General features: G+C 55.5%; 18 protein-coding genes. 5 read left to right on the top strand and 13 right to left on the bottom strand.

The annotated features are described in order from the left end of the window. Positions 1-125: 125 nt before the first annotated feature. Positions 126-1,454, top strand: coding sequence for a dihydroorotase (locus SYC_RS05475; protein ID WP_011243343.1), 1,329 nt, complete (start codon positions 126-128; stop codon positions 1,452-1,454). 20 nt (positions 1,455-1,474) lie between these two features. Here the strand turns inward: SYC_RS05475 and SYC_RS05470 are convergent, their stop codons facing one another. Beyond that, complete coding sequence (locus tag SYC_RS05470; protein ID WP_011243342.1) at positions 1,475-2,854, bottom strand: aldehyde dehydrogenase family protein; 1,380 nt, start codon at positions 2,852-2,854, stop codon at positions 1,475-1,477. Between the two features lie 371 nt (positions 2,855-3,225). Between SYC_RS05470 and SYC_RS05465 the strand changes: the two genes are divergently transcribed. Together SYC_RS05465 and SYC_RS13795 are read left to right on the top strand one after the other, a co-directional pair. Beyond that, positions 3,226-5,250, top strand: coding sequence for a diguanylate cyclase (locus SYC_RS05465; protein ID WP_234701805.1), 2,025 nt, complete (start codon positions 3,226-3,228; stop codon positions 5,248-5,250). A gap of 259 nt (positions 5,251-5,509) precedes the next feature. Further along, positions 5,510-5,647 (top strand): hypothetical protein, encoded by a 138-nt coding sequence (locus SYC_RS13795; protein WP_011377599.1) that lies wholly within the window; start codon positions 5,510-5,512, stop codon positions 5,645-5,647. Between the two features lie 39 nt (positions 5,648-5,686). Here SYC_RS13795 and SYC_RS05455 read toward each other — a convergent pair whose 3' ends face one another. Further along, positions 5,687-6,634 (bottom strand): bifunctional riboflavin kinase/FAD synthetase, encoded by a 948-nt coding sequence (locus tag SYC_RS05455; protein ID WP_011243340.1) that lies wholly within the window; start codon positions 6,632-6,634, stop codon positions 5,687-5,689. A gap of 142 nt (positions 6,635-6,776) precedes the next feature. Here SYC_RS05455 and pap point away from each other — a divergent pair, with 142 nt between their 5' ends. Continuing rightward, complete coding sequence (pap, locus tag SYC_RS05450; protein ID WP_011377600.1) at positions 6,777-8,261, top strand: polyphosphate:AMP phosphotransferase; 1,485 nt, start codon at positions 6,777-6,779, stop codon at positions 8,259-8,261. Positions 8,262-8,440: 179 nt separating this feature from the next. On the opposite strand, the gene SYC_RS05445 is transcribed toward pap, so the two are convergent. From SYC_RS05445 to SYC_RS13980, 4 genes are all read right to left on the bottom strand, one after another. Further along, a complete protein-coding gene (locus SYC_RS05445) occupies positions 8,441-8,794 on the bottom strand; it encodes an RES family NAD+ phosphorylase (protein WP_011243338.1) in 354 nt (117 codons plus the stop codon). After that, entirely contained in the window at positions 8,791-9,327 is a 537-nt protein-coding gene (locus SYC_RS05440; RefSeq protein WP_011377601.1) for an antitoxin Xre-like helix-turn-helix domain-containing protein, read from the bottom strand. Before SYC_RS05440 ends, SYC_RS05445 begins: the two co-directional genes overlap by 4 nt. 116 nt (positions 9,328-9,443) lie before the next feature. Continuing rightward, the gene (locus tag SYC_RS05435) at positions 9,444-10,133 is read right to left on the bottom strand and encodes a class I SAM-dependent methyltransferase (RefSeq protein WP_011243336.1); all 690 of its coding nucleotides are present in this window, start codon (positions 10,131-10,133) and stop codon (positions 9,444-9,446) included. 4 nt (positions 10,134-10,137) lie between these two features. Beyond that, on the bottom strand, positions 10,138-10,314 hold the full coding sequence (locus tag SYC_RS13980) for a hypothetical protein (RefSeq protein WP_011243335.1): 177 nt from the start codon (positions 10,312-10,314) through the stop codon (positions 10,138-10,140). Positions 10,315-10,394: 80 nt separating this feature from the next. Here SYC_RS13980 and SYC_RS05430 point away from each other — a divergent pair, with 80 nt between their 5' ends. Next, a complete protein-coding gene (locus tag SYC_RS05430) occupies positions 10,395-12,908 on the top strand; it encodes a mannose-1-phosphate guanyltransferase (RefSeq protein WP_011243334.1) in 2,514 nt (837 codons plus the stop codon). A 276-nt stretch (positions 12,909-13,184) separates the two neighbouring features. Here SYC_RS05430 and SYC_RS05425 read toward each other — a convergent pair whose 3' ends face one another. From SYC_RS05425 to glpX, 7 genes are all read right to left on the bottom strand, one after another. Then, on the bottom strand, positions 13,185-14,180 hold the full coding sequence (locus tag SYC_RS05425; protein WP_011377602.1) for a methyltransferase: 996 nt from the start codon (positions 14,178-14,180) through the stop codon (positions 13,185-13,187). A gap of 99 nt (positions 14,181-14,279) precedes the next feature. Beyond that, positions 14,280-14,633 (bottom strand): hypothetical protein, encoded by a 354-nt coding sequence (locus SYC_RS05420; RefSeq protein WP_011243332.1) that lies wholly within the window; start codon positions 14,631-14,633, stop codon positions 14,280-14,282. Between the two features lie 9 nt (positions 14,634-14,642). After that, positions 14,643-15,293, bottom strand: coding sequence for an SDR family oxidoreductase (locus SYC_RS05415; RefSeq protein ID WP_011243331.1), 651 nt, complete (start codon positions 15,291-15,293; stop codon positions 14,643-14,645). A 24-nt stretch (positions 15,294-15,317) separates the two neighbouring features. After that, positions 15,318-15,884, bottom strand: coding sequence for a GNAT family N-acetyltransferase (locus SYC_RS05410; RefSeq protein ID WP_011243330.1), 567 nt, complete (start codon positions 15,882-15,884; stop codon positions 15,318-15,320). Next, positions 15,884-16,192, bottom strand: a complete 309-nt coding sequence (locus tag SYC_RS05405; protein ID WP_011243329.1) for a TIGR03792 family protein — start codon at positions 16,190-16,192, stop codon at positions 15,884-15,886. The genes SYC_RS05410 and SYC_RS05405 overlap by 1 nt, the downstream gene beginning before the upstream one ends. Next, positions 16,192-17,508, bottom strand: coding sequence for a glutamyl-tRNA reductase (locus tag SYC_RS05400; protein ID WP_011243328.1), 1,317 nt, complete (start codon positions 17,506-17,508; stop codon positions 16,192-16,194). The genes SYC_RS05405 and SYC_RS05400 overlap by 1 nt, the downstream gene beginning before the upstream one ends. 131 nt (positions 17,509-17,639) lie before the next feature. After that, positions 17,640-18,677: a class II fructose-bisphosphatase gene (gene glpX, locus SYC_RS05395; protein ID WP_011243327.1), complete on the bottom strand. Its 1,038-nt coding sequence runs from the start codon at positions 18,675-18,677 to the stop codon at positions 17,640-17,642. Positions 18,678-18,817 lie beyond the last annotated feature (140 nt).

Here is an 18,817-nt window from a genome sequence, read left to right as displayed (position 1 = left end):
TTGGCATGGAAGATGATGATGCACATCCTAGCCCGTGAGTTCCCCGCCTCGCTGACTGAATCTCATTGCCAATCGCTTGCTGCCTCGCCTAGGCTCGGCATAGCACGTGGAAAGGAACAGTTTGCATGAGCGACCTCTGGATTCGTAACGCCCGAGTGCTCTTGCCCACAGGAGAGTGGCAACTGGCCGATGTCGAGGTTCGGGCTGGCAAGATCGTCGCGATCGCAGATCAGTTGCCTGCCGCAAGTGACGATACGCCGGAAGTGCAGGCTGAAGGACTGGCGTTACTCCCGGGCGTGATCGATCCACAGGTGCACTTTCGGGATCCGGGCTTGACCCACAAAGAAGATTTGCACACGGCTAGCCGCGCCTGTGCGCGGGGTGGTGTCACCAGCTTTATGGAGATGCCCAACACCAAGCCGCTGACGACGACCCAGGCAATCCTGACAGAGAAGCTGGCGATCGCAGCAGAGAAAAGCCTCGTCAACTACGCCTTCTTCATTGGTGCGACGCCAGAGAATCATCCCGACCTGCATACGGCGACACCCACCTGTGGCATCAAGATTTTCATGGGGGCCTCTCACAGCCCGCTGATGGTGCCGACAGAACCCGAACTGGAGCCGATTTTTGCAGCGGGACGGCGCCTGATTGCGGTGCATGCGGAGGATCAGCCACGCATTTTGGCGCGCCGTGAGTTCATGCTGGCGGGCCCCCACGTGCCGGATCTCCATTCCGCCATTCAAGACAATGAAGCGGCCTTGCTGGCGACCCGTCTGGCGCTCAAACTCTCGAAGAAATACCAGCGGCGGCTGCATATCCTCCACCTCTCAACCGGTGACGAAGCGCTGCTGCTACGGCAGGACAAGCCAGCTTGGGTGACGACGGAGGTGACACCACAGCATTTGCTGCTCAACCGCGATGCCTACTACGAGATCGGCAGTCTCGCGCAGATGAACCCGCCCTTGCGGACGCGATGGGACAACGAAGTGCTCTGGCAAGCGCTGCTCGATGGTGTGATTGACTGCATTGCGACCGATCACGCACCCCACACCCTTGAGGAAAAAGCCCAGCCCTATCCCAATTGCCCTTCGGGCATGCCGGGGGTTGAAACTTCCTTGCCGCTGATGCTGACCGAAGCGCAAAAGGGCCGCTGCACGGTGGCGCAAGTTGCCCAGTGGATGTCGACTAATGTGGCCAAAATCTTCGGCATCGCAAACAAAGGCAAGATTGAGCCCGGCTATGATGCTGACTTGGTGCTGGTCGATCTCGATCGCTACCAACTAGTGCGGCGAGAAGATCTGCAGACTAAGTGCGGCTGGAGCCCCTTTGAGGGCTGGAACCTAACCGGCTGGCCGCAGGTGACCATCGTTGGCGGTCAGATCGTCTACGATCGCGGCCAGTTTAATGAGTCGGTGCGGGGGCAAGCGCTGCAATTCGACGAATCCGGCTGGTAAAGCACGATCGCTTGTAGCCACTAGAGCTTGCGGAAGAGGTTGATCTTGTCGCCGTAGGGCGGATAGCGCAGGGCCAGATCGAGCCAAAACGGTCGCTTGAGCACCAGCTTGTAGTGACTGAAGGTTTCGAAACTGGCTTTGCCGTGATAGCCGCCCATGCCGCTGGGGCCGACCCCACCAAAAGCAGCATCGGGGACGCCGACCTGCAGGATCGTGTCGTTGAGGCAGACGCTACCGGCGCTGGTTTCCGCTAGGACGCGCTCTTGCACTTGGCGATCGCGGCTGAATAGATAGAGCGCGAGGGGCTTGGGCTGGGCACGAATTTGGGCGATCGCCTCATCCAATTGGTCGTAAATCAAAATCGGCAAGAGGGGCCCAAAAATCTCCTCTTGCAGGATGGGATCGCGCCAGTTGACGTCCGTAATTAAAGTCGGTGCGATGTAGCGATCGCTCCTATCCACCTGACCACCATGGCGAATCGTGCCATCAACCAACAGGCTATTTAGCCTTTGCCAGTGGCGATCGCTGACAATGCGGGCGTAGTCAGCACTCTGTTGCGGATCCTCGCCATAGAACTGCTGGATGTTGTCGATCAGCGCTTCAATGAACGGCTCTGCGACCGTGCGTTGCACCAACAAATAGTCAGGCGCAATGCAGGTTTGACCGGCGTTGAAGAATTTGCCCCAGGCGATGCGACGGGCGGCCACATCGAGGTCGATATCGGTATCAACAATGCAGGGTGACTTACCGCCCAACTCGAGGGTGACGGGCGTCAGGTTTTCGGCCGCAGCAGCCATCACTTTTCGCCCGATCGCCGTGCCGCCAGTGAAGAAGATGTGATCGAAGGGCTGAGTAATCAGGGCTTGGCTAACGCTAGCATCGCCTTCTAAAACGCGGATGTAATCAGGGTCAAAGCGATCGCTGATCAGTCGCTGAATCAGGCTGGAAGTCGCGGGAGCCAGTTCCGATGGTTTGAGTACGGCACAATTTCCCGCCGCGATCGCCCCAATCAACGGCGTGATGAGCAGCTGAAAGGGATAGTTCCAGGGGCCAATGATCAGCACGACTCCGAGCGGTTCTGCTTGGCGATAGGCCTGGCCAGGCTGCTGCATCAAGGAAATCGACTGCTTCTCGGGTTGCATCCAGCGCCGCAGATGCTTGCAGGTCAGTTTGATTTGGTCGCGCACGAAATAAATCTCACTGGCGTAGGCTTCCAGTGCTGGTTTGCGGAGGTCTGACGCCAAGGCTTGCAATAGCTCCGCTTCATTGTCAGCAACTAGCTTGGCCAGATCCTGTAATCGCGCCAGTCGGAAGGCGAGCGTGCGTGTATCCCCCCGATCAAAGGTTGCTTGTAAAGCAGCCAGCGTTTCAGCGGCAGCAGGGAGAACGACAGCAGTCATGGCAGCAGCTCAGCGAAATCTGCTTTTCACCGTAGCGCTTTCTTTGCTGGGCGCTCTAGCGTCAGAAGTACGAAAAATAGAAAATTCCTTCTTGAGCAATTAAACAATTGAGTGTGATAATTGCGTCATAGACTTGCTATTCATGGCCGGAGATAACGACAGAGAGGGAGTCCCTCGGCTCTACCAGCGCTGCTTTGAAGACAGTCAACGGCTTAGTTCTGCTCACTAGGTTGCCACTCTGGTTGTAGCGATCACAAGATTTACGTAAGTGGCAGTTTAAATCTAAAAAAGCTATGGTAAAAACCAGCATATCTTGTCCTTAAAATAGAATTCTTATGAAGGAATCAATTATGGCAGGATGGTGTCGACCCTTGAAAATTCTTCGCTGGAAGATCTATAGGTATCGTTACTTACTCTGTTTGCTAACTAGTCAGGTTGCTATTTTAGGGCTGGATTTTTATCTTTCAGCTGCTATTAGTTTACAGCCCTACTATTGGGTTCCTGTAGTTTTAAGTATTCTTTTTGTCTCGCCTCGACAAGTTTTTTTGCTGAGTGCTCTTGCTTTCGCTTTCACAGTTTTAGCAGGATTTTACTGGGGATATTTTCTGTCTGCTGATTATCTTTCTGTTGTATTGTCAACCATTGTTGTCTCGACAATCTCTGTCCTGATTTCAATCCGTATTCAACGCAGTATAAAAGTTCAAAAAAACCTTGAGGAACGCTACCGATTACTGGCTGAAAATGCTTCAGATATTGTGATTTTTGCTCAGCCTGATCACTGTATTCGCTGGGTTTCACCTTCTTTGCAATCGGTCTTAGATGGGGGCTTGGAAGATTGGATAGGCTCAAGAGTCGCTAGCTTTATCCATTCTCAAGATCGTTTCATACTAGAGACACTGTATGCTAAGGCTATTTTCCCTGAAGAAAATACAACTAAACATGAACAGTCAATACGCATAAGGCATAAAAATGGTGATTATCGCTGGTTTTCAATTCGTGTTGCAGCTGTGAAGGATGAAGCAGGACAGCCTATAGGATTTGTCAAAGGTTTTCGGGATATTCATGATCAGGTGCGATCGCAACAAGCATTGAGAGAGGAGCGAGCGCAACTTAGAGCTGTAATGGATTCACTGATTGATCCTCATGTTTTACTAACTGCGATTTGGGATGACAAGGGTAATATTGTCGATTTTCGCTACACAGATGCCAACCCTGCGGCATGCCTTTATAACCAAATGACTCGTGAGCAACTCATTGGGAAGACACTGCTTGAAATCCTACCTGCTCACAAGGCCAGCGGTTTGCTGGATCATTACATACAGACGATGCAAAGTTTTGAGCCATTAATTCTCAATGACTATGCTTATCCCCATGATATTTATAACGAAGAGCGTCGCTTTGATATTCGGGCTGTCCGAGTCGATAATGCGTTGAGCTATACATGGCGCGATGTGACCGATCGCTACCAGGCAGCACAACAGCTTGCTGAGTCTAAGGAGCGTTACCAGCAGCTAGCACAGCGTTGGGAGTTTGCTATGGGTGCAGGTGATATTGCTATTTATGAAGCTGATTTAAGAACACAAACTGCTTTTTACTCGCCAGGATTGCTCAAGCAACTTGGTTATCAAGAGGGAGATTGGTCTGACAGGCTTGATGAATGGTGGCAGCGTCTTCATCCTGAAGACATCCTCTTGATAGAACAGAATCTTAAGGTCAACTTTACTGATCAAAGTCAACCTAATTACACCACAGAATATCGAATTCAACATCGAGATGGTTCTTATCGTTGGATTCTCGATCGTGGCAAAGTCATGTCCTACGATGATGAGGGTCGACCATTGAGCGTTATGGGTGTTAATGTCGATATCACTAGTCAAAAATATACTGAACAAGAGTTGTCACGTCAGGCAAAAACGGATGAATTAACAGGACTCATTAATCGTCGAGAAGCGATCGCCCGGATTCAAGCCCTTTGTGCTCTCGATCGCCGTCATGGGAAAGAATTTGCTGTTCTATTTTGTGACCTAGATTGCTTCAAAGATGTCAACGATCACTTTGGTCATCTTGCTGGTGATACAGTCCTTCAAGTTGTGGCAAGACGGATCAAGTTAGCGATTCGTAGCAATGATTTTGCAGCACGGATTGGTGGTGATGAATTTCTAGTCGTTTTGCAAGGTGTTCACTCGCTCAAAAATGCAGTAGTGATCGCGGAGAAGTTGCGTTATGTGGTTGCTCAGCCTATTTCTACAGACGCAGGATGTGTAGCTCAGACCATGACGATTGGTGTCACGCTGATTCAGCCTGCCGAAACGATTGATACACTCATCGCTCGGGCTGATGCGGCGATGTATCAAGGTAAACAATCCGGCCGCGATCGCGTTATCCCCTTTGCCTAACTTTGGCCGCTTGTATCGCTAAACTTCTGAGTATTCAGCAGAGATTGACTCTAGGACGGAAATCAACGCAGATCTTAAGCTTTGATGCGTTGAAAAAAGACGACAGTGCGACTTTGACCCAGTTTTTATAAAGATGCGATCGCTCTAGGGTGATGATCCCGTGGGATCACTGGTTCAAGGGTTGCGATTTAGAAATGATTAGCGAACACTAGAGGTAGTGATAAACACCGCTAATCATCGTTGTTGTTCTTGCAAAACTATGTCCGATCTCAACCGCGGCATCATGAAGTTCCAAGGCGCTGACAATCCCTTGGCGATCGGCTTATCGGCTGTCCTGATTCTTGGCAGCATTGGTCTGCTGATCCTCTGGGGTCTCAATGCCGCCTACAGCTTCTAAATTCCTCTGAGCAATCGCGGCCAGCTCGCACTTGCCGCCTCAAGCCAAGCTCGATGACTCTGTTGCAAGCTGCGATCGCGCCAAGCGACAGTCTTGCTGAATTTGCTGCGTCAAAGCACTGAGCGAGTCAAATTTCTGTTCAGGTCGCAAAAAGTGCAGCAGATCAACCTGCAGCAGCTGACCGTAGCAATCGCCCTGCCAGTCCAGAAGATGGACTTCGACACTGACGCTACGATCGCCAGTTACGGTGGGTCGCTGACCGACATTCAGCACGGCGGGTAAATTGTGCAGTCCTTGCTCGGGTAGATGAGCGCGGCCAGCATAGACTCCCCAACGGGGCAACAACTTATCGGCCGGAAGCTGGAGATTGGCAGTTGGTGTCCCCAATTGCCGTCCGAGCTGCTGTCCCAGAATCACACAACCGGTCAGGCGATAGGGGCGTCCTAACCAAGCCGCTGCCAGCTCAGGCTGACCTTGGTCGAGGGCTTTGCGAATCGCAGAGCTGCTGACCCGCAAGTCACGGTGCTTAAACAGCGGCACGATCGTGGTGGGAATACCTCGGCCCTGGGCAATCGCTTGCAGATCCTGCGCCGAGCCGCTCCGTCCTCGCCCAAACCGAAAATCTTGGCCAACGCTAATTTGCCTCGCTTGGAGGTGTTGAACCAATACCTCTGAGACAAACTGTTCGGGCGTCAGGTTGGCCAGCTCGCGGGTGAAGGGCAGCAAGACCAACTGTTCGATGCCCAACCCTTGCAGCAGTTCTGCCTTTTCAGCAACGGGGGTAATGGAGGGCAGGCGATCGCCGGAGAAGAAAGCTTGGGGGTGGGGGTTGAAGGTCACCACCGACGGCATCCAGTCGGGATGGCTGCGATGAGCTGCCCGAACCGGCGCGATGACTTGCTGATGCCCTAGGTGGATGCCATCAAAGTTGCCCAGCGCGATCGCAGTGGGACCAGAAACTGGGTCTAGGTCATCAAGAATTCTCACGCTTCACATTTTGACATAGAGCGTTCTTGCCCTAACCCTTGCCAAACTCCGCTGGCGGTGCGGGCTAAAGCTGGGTGGAAGGGAGGCGGTCCCGAAGGTGGGCTGTGGCAAGTTGAGAAGAACCGTCAGGTGTTGTTTGCAGATGCTAGAAACCCTTGATCTCAGCCATTGCCTCTCCAAAGAAGCCTATCAGCAGCAAGTCGAGGGATTGATGCTGGATTTGGCCAATCTGCAACGGCAATGCTGGCAAGCCAGTATTCCCGTGATTGTGGTGCTCGAAGGCTGGGCGGCATCCGGGAAAGGTGACTATGTTCGCAGCTTGGTGGAGTACATGGATCCGCGGGGCTTTATTGTTCACCCGGTCTGGCCGCCCACGGAACAAGAGCAGCAATTTCCCTTCCTGCGCCGGTTTTGGCTGCGCCTACCCCCTCAGGGCAAAGTCGGCATTTTCTATCACAGCTGGTACACGCGGGTTTTGGAAGATCGGTTGTTCGATCGCATTGACCCAGCCCAAGTGCCCCAAACCATTCAGCAGATCAATGCCTTTGAACGGCAATTGCACGATGACGGTGCGGTGATCATCAAACTCTGGATGCATGTCAGCAAAGAGAAGCTGCGTAAGCGCCTCAAAAAAGCGGCTAAAGATGAACTGCATGCTTGGCGGATTCGGCCCGAGGATTGGCAGCAAGCCAAACACTATAACCAGTACCGTCAGTTGGCCGAGGAAATGCTGATCTACAGCAGCACAGGGGCTGCGCCTTGGACCTTGGTGGAGGCCGATTGTCGGCGCTGGGCTAGCATCAAATCCCTGACGACGCTGACGGCTGCCCTGCGATCGCGGTTAGAACGGGCTCAATTGCAGCAGGCGACGACGGAGCCCCAACTCCCTGCCCAGACGAAGCTGGCGCCAATGGAACCGGATTGGTTATCCAAGGTTGATCTAACGCAGAAATTGAGTGAGGTCGACTATCATCGCCGCTTGGGCGAAGCCCAAATCGATTTGCTGAAGCTACAACGGCAACTCGATCGCGATCGCCGCCCAGTGCTGATTCTGTTCGAAGGCTGGGATGCGGCTGGCAAAGGCGGAGCGATTAAACGTCTGACCAGCCAACTCGATCCCCGTAGTTTTGCGGTGCATCCCTTCAGTGCCCCCAATACCGAGGAGCAGCAGCAACACTACCTCTGGCGCTTCTGGCGACGTCTACCGGCGCGGGGTGCGATCGGCATTTTTGACCGCAGTTGGTACGGTCGCGTCTTGGTGGAGCGGATTGAGGGCTTTGCCAGCGATCGCGAGTGGCAGCGAGCCTATGGTGAAATTAATGAGTTTGAAGCCCAGCTCGTAACGGCTGACTACATCTTGGTTAAGTTTTGGCTGCACATCAGCGCCGATGAGCAGTTGCAGCGGTTTGAAGAGCGTAAGGACAGTCCCTTTAAGCAGTACAAATTAACAGACGAAGATTGGCGTAACCGTGAGCAATGGCCGCTCTATGAGGTCGCCGTCAATCAAATGCTGCAACGTACCAGTACCGCGATCGCGCCTTGGACGATCGTGGCAGGCAATGACAAACGTTTTGCCCGAGTGCAAGTTCTGGAAACTGTGACGCAGGCGATCGCCGCTGCCCTTTGATGTTCTAAGCGTTGGCTGGAGCAATCCGGTGTCTGGCTGCTTCCCTAAGTCCTAAATCGCGGATCAAACAACCAGCGGCGCAGCTTCGTTAGTTTTGCTGTTGCCATGCGCGGATGACGCGGATTGATCAAAATATTCGACTCCTCCGGCACTAAACTTGACGGCACTACCGCCAGCAACTACCCTTGGCTTTCGAGCCAGCGACTGCCCCAATCCAGTGATGTTTGCCCATACGGTTCCGCATCCCAGCCAATTCCCTGCTTAGGATCGAAAACCGTTCGTGCCTCCCAGTCCTGCGCCTCTAGCTCAATCTGCACCAAGTAGCGATTCAAAGGTAGACTCGGTCCCAAATGCACCAGAGTCTCTAGGCAGGCCAACGCGATATTCTCCGCCGTGTACAGCACCGGCAGCCCCTCCCGATTCCAGCGGCCACCGGTCAGTGCTGCCCCTTTGCCCGATCGATCCTCAGCGCTATAGTCCCGGCCTTCTACAGCAATGCGCCAAACGGAGATCGTGTCGATCGCTGCACTCACGCATAAGCTCCGCTGCGCATCATGGCGATCGCCTGCGAAACCAGCCGCCGTCCCTCAGCCGTATCCATGTATTCCGCTGGCTTTTGCCCCGCCAGGGCCGGATTCGGCGTCATCAGCCATTCCCCAACCCACTGCGCCGCATCAAATCCACTGGGCTCGCCCGCTTCTGCAATGATCGCCTCGACCTGACCAATCAACTGCTGCAGCGCTAGCAATCGCTCGGTCTCATCCGCAGTCAACGCCTGATTTTGAGTCAGACGCCGCTTGATCGTTGAGACTGATAGCCCCAACATCTGGCAAACGCCTTGTCTGGCTAGCCCTAGTTGTTGCTCCGTTTGCACAACCAAAGTGGCGGGAACTCCCCGTCGAATTAGATTAATGCGATCGCGGGGGTGTAACCGATAGATATAAGTCGCCATAGCAGGTGGAGCGATCGCTTCCAGCCCAGATGGTCCCGATCGCCCGGTTGACTGGCGAGTTTGTTGCGATCGTGTCTGGTTATTTGTCCTGTGTGTTGTGGGTTTCGTCTTCATGTAAATCACCCATCCATTTGAGCCCCCAGCTTAGCTCACCTGAGCAATCGCTCTGCAGCAACTGTAGAGCGAGCTGCTAGTTGTTGATTCTCTTCTTTCGCTATCGCAGGCAACCGCTAGCCCTTGGGCCAATCAATGCGCAGGAGTTGGAAAAGTGGCCCGGCTGATTCGGCACGGATGCGCGCTCCGCGATCGCGGCAGAGCTGTCGCCACTGATCGAGATCGACCAGCTCAACCGGCGCGCCCAGATAGGTTTCAAGGATGGCCCAATCCTCTGCGATCGCGGCTTCAGGATTGATGACATCAAATAGGAACTGGCCACCCGGCTTGAGCACTTTCTGAACTGCGGTCAGAACTTCAGCCCAGTAGTCGAGCGGATAATAGGCGCTGACTCCCGTCGCGATCGCGCCATCAAAGCTGCGATCAGGGTAGTCGAGTTGGTGGGCAGGGGCGAGGCGGCAGCCCTTGAACAGTTTGGAGTTGAGCTGAGGCCCCCGCTGCCGCAGGATTTCACAAGCTTCGGGACAAATATCCTGTCCTGAAAAGCTAGCCTGCCAATCACGCCAAGGGTAGACCAAGAAGCTGAGGCTGCAGCCTAAATCCAGCCAAGCCTGTCCTTTACCGGGTTGCGCTAACTCCCAAAAAGCGGAACCAATTTGGTTCTGGAGCTGACCTGCTCGCCAGGTTTGGACGATCGCCAACGACTCGAGGTCATCTGGTAGCGGTTGGGCTTCGCGCCGATACTCGCGGCTGTAGCGACGAGCAACAGTCTGCCAGCGGTCTTGCCAAGGGTCTACGATCGCCATCGCTCTAACCCTTGAGAGCGCGACGGAAGTTCTGGCGGAAGGACTGACTGACCAGCAACAGTGGCCAGAGCAGAGTCAAAATCGCTCGGTTGCTGCTGAAGTGGGTTTTCCCAAAGCCAACCCAGAACCGCCAAGCACCAATGAGATACAGGATTAATCCGAGGTAGAGCAAGCCGGTCATTGCAATTTCTCTCTGGTCTTGCCCCGATCATAGGATTTTTGGCTGAGGGCGGGCACTTTGCCAAAAAGACTGCAGAGATTATGCGCGCTGTTTTACTCGCGGGTGGACTGGGAACGCGGTTACGACCCTTGACCTGCGATCGCCCCAAACCGATGGTGCCGATCCTCAATCGCCCGATCGCGGCCCATATTCTGCAACTGCTGCACCGCCATGGTTATCAAGAAATTCTGGCAACGCTCTACTATCGCCCCGAGACGATCCAGCAGTACTTCCAAGAGGGACAGGACTGGGGGGTTGACCTGCGCTACATCCTCGAAGCCGATCGCCCCTTGGGGACGGCGGGCAGCGTCAAAAACCTGACTAGTCAACTGCAGGAGACCTTTCTTGTTGCCAGTGGCGACTGCCTGAGCGACTTTGATCTGACAGCAGCGTTGGCTTGGCATCGCCAACAGCAAGCGATCGCGACGGTGATTTTGGCTCGGGTGGATCAGCCTCTTGAATTTGGTTGCGTTGTCTGCGATCGCCAGCAACGAATTATCCGTCTGATTGAAAAACCAGATGCCAGTGAACTAATTTCTGACACCGTCAACAGCGGCTTTTACATTCTTGAACCCGAAGCCCTGGACTATCTGCCCCTGGATGAGCCCTCAGACTTTGCTACCCATCTTCTACCGCGTCTTTTGGCTGCCGGAGAAGTAGTAACGGGCTACGTCGATCAGGGCTACTGGTGTGATATCGGTAACCGTCAGGCCTATCAACGGGCGCAGCTCGATGCTTTGCTGGGGCGGGTGCGACTGCAAGCCAATCAAATGGAGTGGCGGCCCGGTATCTATGTTGGTGAGGGCACCACGATCGCCAGTAGTGCGCAGCTAGAACCCCCCCTTTGGATTGGTCAGCACTGTTACATCGGCGAGGAGGTGCAGCTCAAAGCTGGCACGGTAATCGGGGATGAAAGCCGGATTGAGGCTGGCGCTTGCCTCGATCGTGCAGTGGTTTGGAATCGGGTGCAAATTGGGCAGCGATCGCACCTCGAGGGCTGTGTGCTGGCGGATGGGGTGCGTCTGGAGCGCCATGTGCAAATTCATGAGGGTGCAGTCATCGGCAGCGGCTGTCGTCTCCAAGAAGAAGCACAGGTTCAGGCCGAAGTGCGGATTTGGCCCCGCAAGCAAATTGAAGCAGGCGCGATCGTCAACCTCAATTTGATTTGGGCAACTAGTGCCCGCCGTCGCCTATTTAGTGATGGCGGTGTGCGCGGTATCGCCAACGTCGATATCACGCCGGAGTTTGCCGTCAAGTTGGGCGTCGCCTACGGCTCAACCATACCGCCCGGTAGCAGTGTCACGGTCTCGCGCGACCAGCGCAGTATTTCGCAAATGGTGACGCGATCTCTGATTGCAGGCTTGATGTCCACGGGCATTACGATTCGCAACCTCGAAGCGGCAGCAGTGCCGATCGCTCGCTCGATGCTGGCGCGGTTGCCGGTGGTGGGCGGTATCCATGTCCGTCTCGATCCACTCTGGCCCACCCATGTCCTAATCGAGTTTTTGGATCGCGAGGGTTTGACCGTCGATCGCGCCTTAGAACGGCGGATTGAAGCGGCGTTCTTTCAGGAGGATTTGCGCCGTGTCCCCATGCAGGATCTCGGCACGATGATCACCGTCAGCGAAACCCTGCCGCTCTACCGCCAGTTGTTTTGCGATCGCCTCGATCGCGACTTGCTGCTGCGATCGCCCAACCGAATTGTGATCGACTACGCCTACTCCGTCTCGGGGGCGGTTTTGCCGCTCCTGCTGAGTGAGTTTGGCTGCGATGCCGTCATTCTCAATGCCAGCCTGCGCCAGCAACCGCCCACAGAAAACGAACGCCAGTCTCTATTGGAGCAGATGGGCCAAGTTGTCAGTGCGATTAAGGCTAACTGTGGCGTGCAAGTGGCGGCCAATGGTGAGCGTTTTACCTTGGTCGATGAGCAGGGAATGGCGCTGGACCATGAACAGCTGACCGTTTTGATGGCAGAAATCTGTTGGTTGCGGCGACCGGGAGGCACAGTGGTGGTGCCGATGACCAGTTCCAGCGCTGTAGATCAGACTGCTTGGCGCTATCACGGGCGCGTGCATCGTTGTCGACCGACTCCGACGGCATTGATGGCTGCTTGCCGCAATCTACCGGATGTCATCCTCGGTGGTAGTGGCGAGTTGGGCTTCATTTTTCCAGAGATGCACGCTGGCTTTGATGCCATATTTGGCATTGCTCGGCTGATTGAAGGACTCGATCGCCAATCGCGATCGCTGTCCCAGTGGGTGGAGTCACTGCCGAGTATTGCCCATCGCCACCTAACCCTGAGCTGCCCGCGCAATTTACTAGGGACCCTGATGCGGCAACTCCTCGAAAGCCATGAGCCCGATCGCCTCAACTTTCAGGAGGGCTTGCGGATTCAGGGCGATCGCGGCGATCAATGGCTGCTGGTCTTACCAGACGCCAGCTATCCGCTGATCCATCTCTATGCCAACGCCCAAGATCACCAGTGGGTGGAGCAAACCTTGGGCAGTTATCAACAGCAGATCGAGCAGTTCGTAGCCACGCTCCAAAGTCCTTGAGCCGCGGCAGTCCGCAATTAAATTAGGACAACTTTGGGGTTGCTTGGTGTGGTTTTAACAGCCTCTATCCGTAGGGGTGACTGCGTACTCCCACCGCACGCACGATGGGGGACTCGACTCCTCCAGTTCCCCCCGCAACAAGATTTCGGGTGAGACTCGATCGGCTGAATTGCGATCGCACGGGTAAAACTGTCCGGTGTTGGCTGCGGGGTTAAGGCTAAACGGATCAGGAAAAAACACCCTAACCTTGTTGATCGATTCAATATCGGCAAGATCTTAAATCGCTCGGCCTTCGATGATGCAGACTTCGCTCGCGGTGCCGTGAATCTGACTGAGCTGGAAACCGGCATCGGCTAAGAGTGTTGCAAATTCTGCTTGGGTGCGTTCGCGGCCGCCTTGAGTCATCACCAACATGTTCAAGTCCAGCCATTTGGCCAGGTTGGGCTCATTGCCAGCCCGCACCACCTGTTCGAGCAGTAACAAGCGATCGCCGGGCTGCATCACCTGACGACAATTCGCCAAAATCTTGAGGGAGTCAGCATCATCCCAGTCGTGAATGATGTGCTTGAGCAGGTAGGCGTCACCACCAGCCGGCACAGATGCAAAGAAATCACCGCCGACCACTTCGCAGCGATCGCTCACATCTGCCAAAACACTGTCGGCACCCGCAACCACGGCGGGTTGATCGTAGAGAATCCCCGTGAGGTCGGGATAAGCCGCCAAAATCTGTGAGAGCAGTTGACCATGGCCGCCGCCCACATCGACCAGGCAGCGGATGCCCTGAAAGTCATAGCTGGATAGTACGGCGGCTGTATCTGGGCGAGACATATCCGACATCGCCCCGTTGAAAATGTCGGCGGAAGCTGGGTGCTGAGCATAGTAGGCAAACACCGGCGCACCATAGTGATGCTCGAAGGCATTCTCACCGGTTTGGATGCTGTGGAGCAGCTCGCCCCAAGCCACGTAGTGCTCTTCGCCGAACATCATCACCAGATTCCGCAGGGATCCAGCCGTGCCCGATCGCAGCAGTTCTGCCGCAGGCGTCAACGCAAACTGGCGATCGCTGACCTCAGTGAAAATGCCTAGACTGGCTAGAGCTCGCAGTAATCGATACAAGACCTCGGGCTTGGCTCCCACGACGATCGCCAGATCTTCACAAGAGCGCGGCCCGTTCACCAGTTGATCTGCAATGCCCAGCTTCGCTGCAACGTACAGTGCCTGCGATCCCCAATAGCCTGTGGTGATCTGACGCAGCAGCAAACTCGCATCCATGCTTTCATCCTCAGCGAACTTTCTTGGAATACCCCGAGGACAAGGCTGATCCGTCATTCCTGGTGGGAAATCGCCAGTCTGGTGGCCAAGGCTGCGTGGCTAAGGTGCATTGGCGAGAGATGGATCAAGCGGAAAGGGACCGCTGACGACTTTTTGCAGCGGCAGCAGCACTAAATAAGCCTGCGGTTGTTGTCCTGCTAGGGTGGGGCAAGCGACAAGATATTCCCCAATTTCGGGGTCGAGTTGGTTGGTGCGATACCGATAGGGTTGGCAGTTGGGAACGTTGTGGCTGCTCAAGCTGCTGTCCAACTCTGCCAGCGGTTGGGTTTGCCAAGGCCCTGGATAGACTTCCGCCTGAGTGAGTTCGCGCAGGAGTTCAGAGCCCAGCCAGTAGGCCAGACCTGCGATCGCGATACCGCCGATTGCCAGCCCCAAAAGGTGACGTTTGTCCATCGTGGTGGATCAGGCGCTAAGGAGTTCAGCGGGCGATCGCTCCGGCAGGCTGGAATCCCCCACAATTTCGACGATCCGGTTGGCGGCAGCGGGGTTGATCAAAGCTTCGACCGCCACTTCTGCAACCTGCAACCGTGGGAGGCTGCCATCAAACAACTCATCGGGGCCGGTTAGTTTGAGCGGCACCCTTGTGCGATCGCTGCGCAGACCACCTGGTCGCACGATTGTGTAAGACAGACCGCTGGATTGGAGATAGCGCTCAGCACGACGCTTCCAGAACAGCACTAACCAAAACAGGTTGAGCGGGTGCAGCAGCCGCGACACACAGAGCGAGCTGACCAAGACAAAACGCTGAATACCGGCAGCACCGGCCAGATCAATCAGCTGAGTTGTTCCCAGATAGTCAACCTTGAAGGGGCCGAGGGGATCGAGGTTAGGCGTAGCCCCAGCGGCCGAGATCACGGCGTCCATACCGGCTAACGCTGCTTCCAAACTGGCGCGATCGCTGAGATCACCCACTACCAGTTCCACACCCTCAGGCAAAGGTGGTTGGGGATTCGCACTGCGCACCAGCGCTCGTACTGAATGTCCGGCTGCGATCGCCGTTTCGACAACACATCGCCCCGTCCGGCCGGTAGCACCCACAACTAAAACGCGCATTGGTTTCTGGCTGATCGTCTCTCTCTAGCCTAGAAGGCCAGCCTGCCATTGCTGGCGATCGCCCCGATACAAGACATGTGTCCGCAGGCGATCGCCCTCGGGTAAGGCGGGATGTTCGAACGTCCCCACCTGCTGCAGCCCTAACCGTTGCATCAGCCGTTGCGATCGCTGGTTACAGACGGCGGTGAAGCTAACAATCGTGTCGAGCTGAAGCTGCTCAAAGCCAAATTGCAAAGTAGCCTTCGCTCCTTCGGAAGCGAATCCTTGCCCCCAGTAGGGTTGCGCCAACCGCCAAGCAATCTCCACCGCTGGTGTGAAGTCTGCTTCAAAGGGCACAGTCTTGAGGCCAATAAACCCAATGAAGGCGCGATCGCTCTTTTGTTCAACTGCCCAGAGGCCAAACCCCCACTGCTGCCAATGCGCTTCGATGCGATCGACGAGGTCATCACTTTCAGCCCGACTCAGACAGGCAGGGAAATGCTCCATCACCCCTGGATCGGCATTGAGCACCGCAAAGGGTTCGCGATCGCTTTCTTGCCAAGCTCGCAGGCGGAGGCGATCGGTGTTGAGTTCAGCGATCGCAGATTGCATCAGATCTCAGGCTGGGGAACGATCGCAAATTCCTGCGCTTCCACGAGCGGATACTCACGCCCGAGTTGAGCCTGAAAGCGGCGATCGCCCTCGATCAACACATCTTCAGGGATACTTTTCCATTGCTCGCGACTTTGCCAGTGAATGACCATCACTAGGTGATCGCGATCGCTGGGATCTTGCCAAACTTCCTTGCGCAAATAGCCCGGATAGCGGCTCAGGAGGGGCGTCCAAACCGCCGCATCGGCAGCTAGGAACGCCGCTTGCTCAGTCGCTGGAACTGCAAATTTCAGCCATTCAACGACCATCAGCTACTCAACTGTCCTTGTGGATCGAGATTGAACAGCATTTGCAGGGCATCGACGGCCCGGCGGCGGGCTTCGATATCCTGTTGCGATCGCAGCTGCACCATCGGGTCATGCAGGATTTTGTTGACGATGCCACGAGTCAGGGCTTCCACCACCGCTTGATGTTTGTCGCCAAACTCCGTGCCCAGCCGCGACAGCGCTTTCTCGAGTTCCTGCTCGCGAATCATCTCAATCTTGTCGCGCAGGCAGTTGATCGTTGGCACCGTATCCAGAGACTGCCACCAGTTATCGAAGGCATCGACCTCTTCTTCCAACAGGGCTTCTGCTTCTTCCGCTAGCTTGCGGCGGCTCTCTTGGTTTTGGGCGACGACCTCGCGTAGGTCATCAACGTTGTAGGACTCAACGCTCGTCAGTTCCACCACATCCGCAGCTACGTTACGCGGCACGGCAATATCGATCAGCATCAGCCGCTGTTCAGGGGCCAGCACCATCTCCAGCTTGGCGCGATCGAGGATGGGATCCGTCGCTGAAGTGCTGGTGAAGACGATGTCTGCTTCCACGATCGCATTCATCAAGCCCGAGAGCAGACCAACCTGAATCTGGAGATCACCGCCGTATTGTTTGGCTAGTTCTTCCGCCCGACCCAAGGTGCGGTTGAGGATCTGAATCGTGTCAGCCCCTTTTGCAATTAGGTGTTGAACGAGGAGACGCGACATCTTGCCTGCCCCCAGGATCAGCACTCGCTGACCCGCAAGGTTGCCGTCGCTGCGATCGTCCCGTGCAATGACCTTGAGCTGCGCTAGTTCCACCGCTGCCGAACTGATCGAGACTGCGCCGGTGCCAATGCTGGTTTCCGTGCGGACACGCTTGCCAGCGGTGACGGCCTGTTTGAGCAGACGATTGAGGATGCGACCGACGCCCTCGTACTGCTGCCCCAGCTTGTACATGGTTTTGACTTGGGACAGAATCTGGCCTTCGCCCAGCACCAAACTGTCGAGGCCTGCCGCCACCCGCATCAGGTGCATGACGGCGTCTTGATGGAGTAAGACAAACAGGTGAGGCCGCAACTCCCCTAAGGGCAGATGGCTGTGCTCAGACAAAAATTGGGTGATTTCGCGCACGCCGGGCTCAGTAGCACGGGTGACACAGTAGATCTCGAGGCGGTTGCAGGTGCTGAGGATCGCCACCTCTTCGATGTGTGGGTAGCTTTTCAGCTGCTGAATCGCGGCTTCAACTTGCTGTTCAGGGATGCTCAGCTTCTCGCGCACGGCAACCGGTGCTGTCCGATGGCTGAGGCCGACAACTGCGAGATGCATGAGGGCGTTTAAAGAAGGTTGACGAAAAAAGGGTTTGAAAAGCGATCGCAAATGGATTCGCTGAAAAACAACGACCGAAGCGATCGAGCTATACCCGTTCTACCGCTCCGGCCGCCATTTGGGATCAGGAATTAACGGAGGCTAACCGTTTTGACATCGTCGAACATGTGAACGGTGTCAACGAAGCGAGCCGTCCGTGACTGGCTGGAGATCACCAAGCTCTGGGTGCGAGCGCCGCCTTTGAAGAAGCGCACGCCTTCCATCAGCAAGCCCGGGGTGATACCGCAAGCCGCAAACAGCACTTCTTGACCCGAAGCCAGTTCGTTGGCGTCGTAGACGCGATCGGGATCGGTGATGCCCATTTCTTGCAGGCGAGCGATGTTGCTCTCACGGCTTTCACCGATCAGGCCGGTTTTGACCACTTCTGGGTCGTAGATCAGCTGGCCTTGGAAGTGACCGCCGAGGCAACGCATTGCTGCTGCCGAAATCACACCCTCGGGAGCTGCACCGATGCCCATCAGGGCGTGGGTGTTGGTGCCAGCAAAACCGCAGGAGATCGCGGCCGAAACGTCACCATCGCTGATCAGACGGACGCGGGCACCCGCTTGGCGGATCTCTTGGATTAGCTCTTTGTGGCGGGGACGATCCATGACCACGACCACCAATTCATCGATGGCGCGATCGAGACATTCCGAGAGAATTTTCAGGTTTTCGGTCGCGGACTTATTGATGTCTACTTTGCCTTTGGCAGCTGGGGGTGCAGCCAGTTTCTTCATGTAGAAGTCGGGAGCTGCAAACAGGCCGCCTTTCTCGGAGATGGCCAAAACTGCCATCGAGCCGGGCTGACCGTAGGCGCAGAGGTTGGTGCCTTCGCAGGGGTCAACGGCGATGTCGATTTCCACCAGCTTGCCAGCCGGTACGCCAGCCCGCTTGTCTGCATCGCGGTAGATGCCCACTTCTTCACCGATATAGAGCATCGGTGCTTCGTCGCGCTCGCCTTCACCGATGACGATGCGGCCCAGCATTTCCACTTGGTTCATCCGCACCCGCATCGCTTCTACTGCGACGCGATCGGCTTCATTCTTTTCGCCTTTGCCCATCAGGCGGGCCGAGGCGATCGCTGCCTGCTCGACAACTTCAATAATCTCGAGACCGATCGTCTTCTCCACGCCGTCCTGACTCCTTACGGATGATTGCTTCTGGGGATTCCAACAGTTGAGTCTACCAAAGGCCGGATCCCCTCCTCACATCTCTGGCTTTAGTTGCGATCGCAGTGACTGCTATCGTTAGTGGGGCTGGTGAGGCATCG

It is taken from the genome of Synechococcus elongatus PCC 6301 (genome assembly GCF_000010065.1).
GTDB lineage: Bacteria > Cyanobacteriota > Cyanobacteriia > Synechococcales > Synechococcaceae > Synechococcus > Synechococcus elongatus.
Note: the sequence above shows the minus strand (reverse complement) of the source record. Positions and strands in the feature narration are given on the sequence as shown.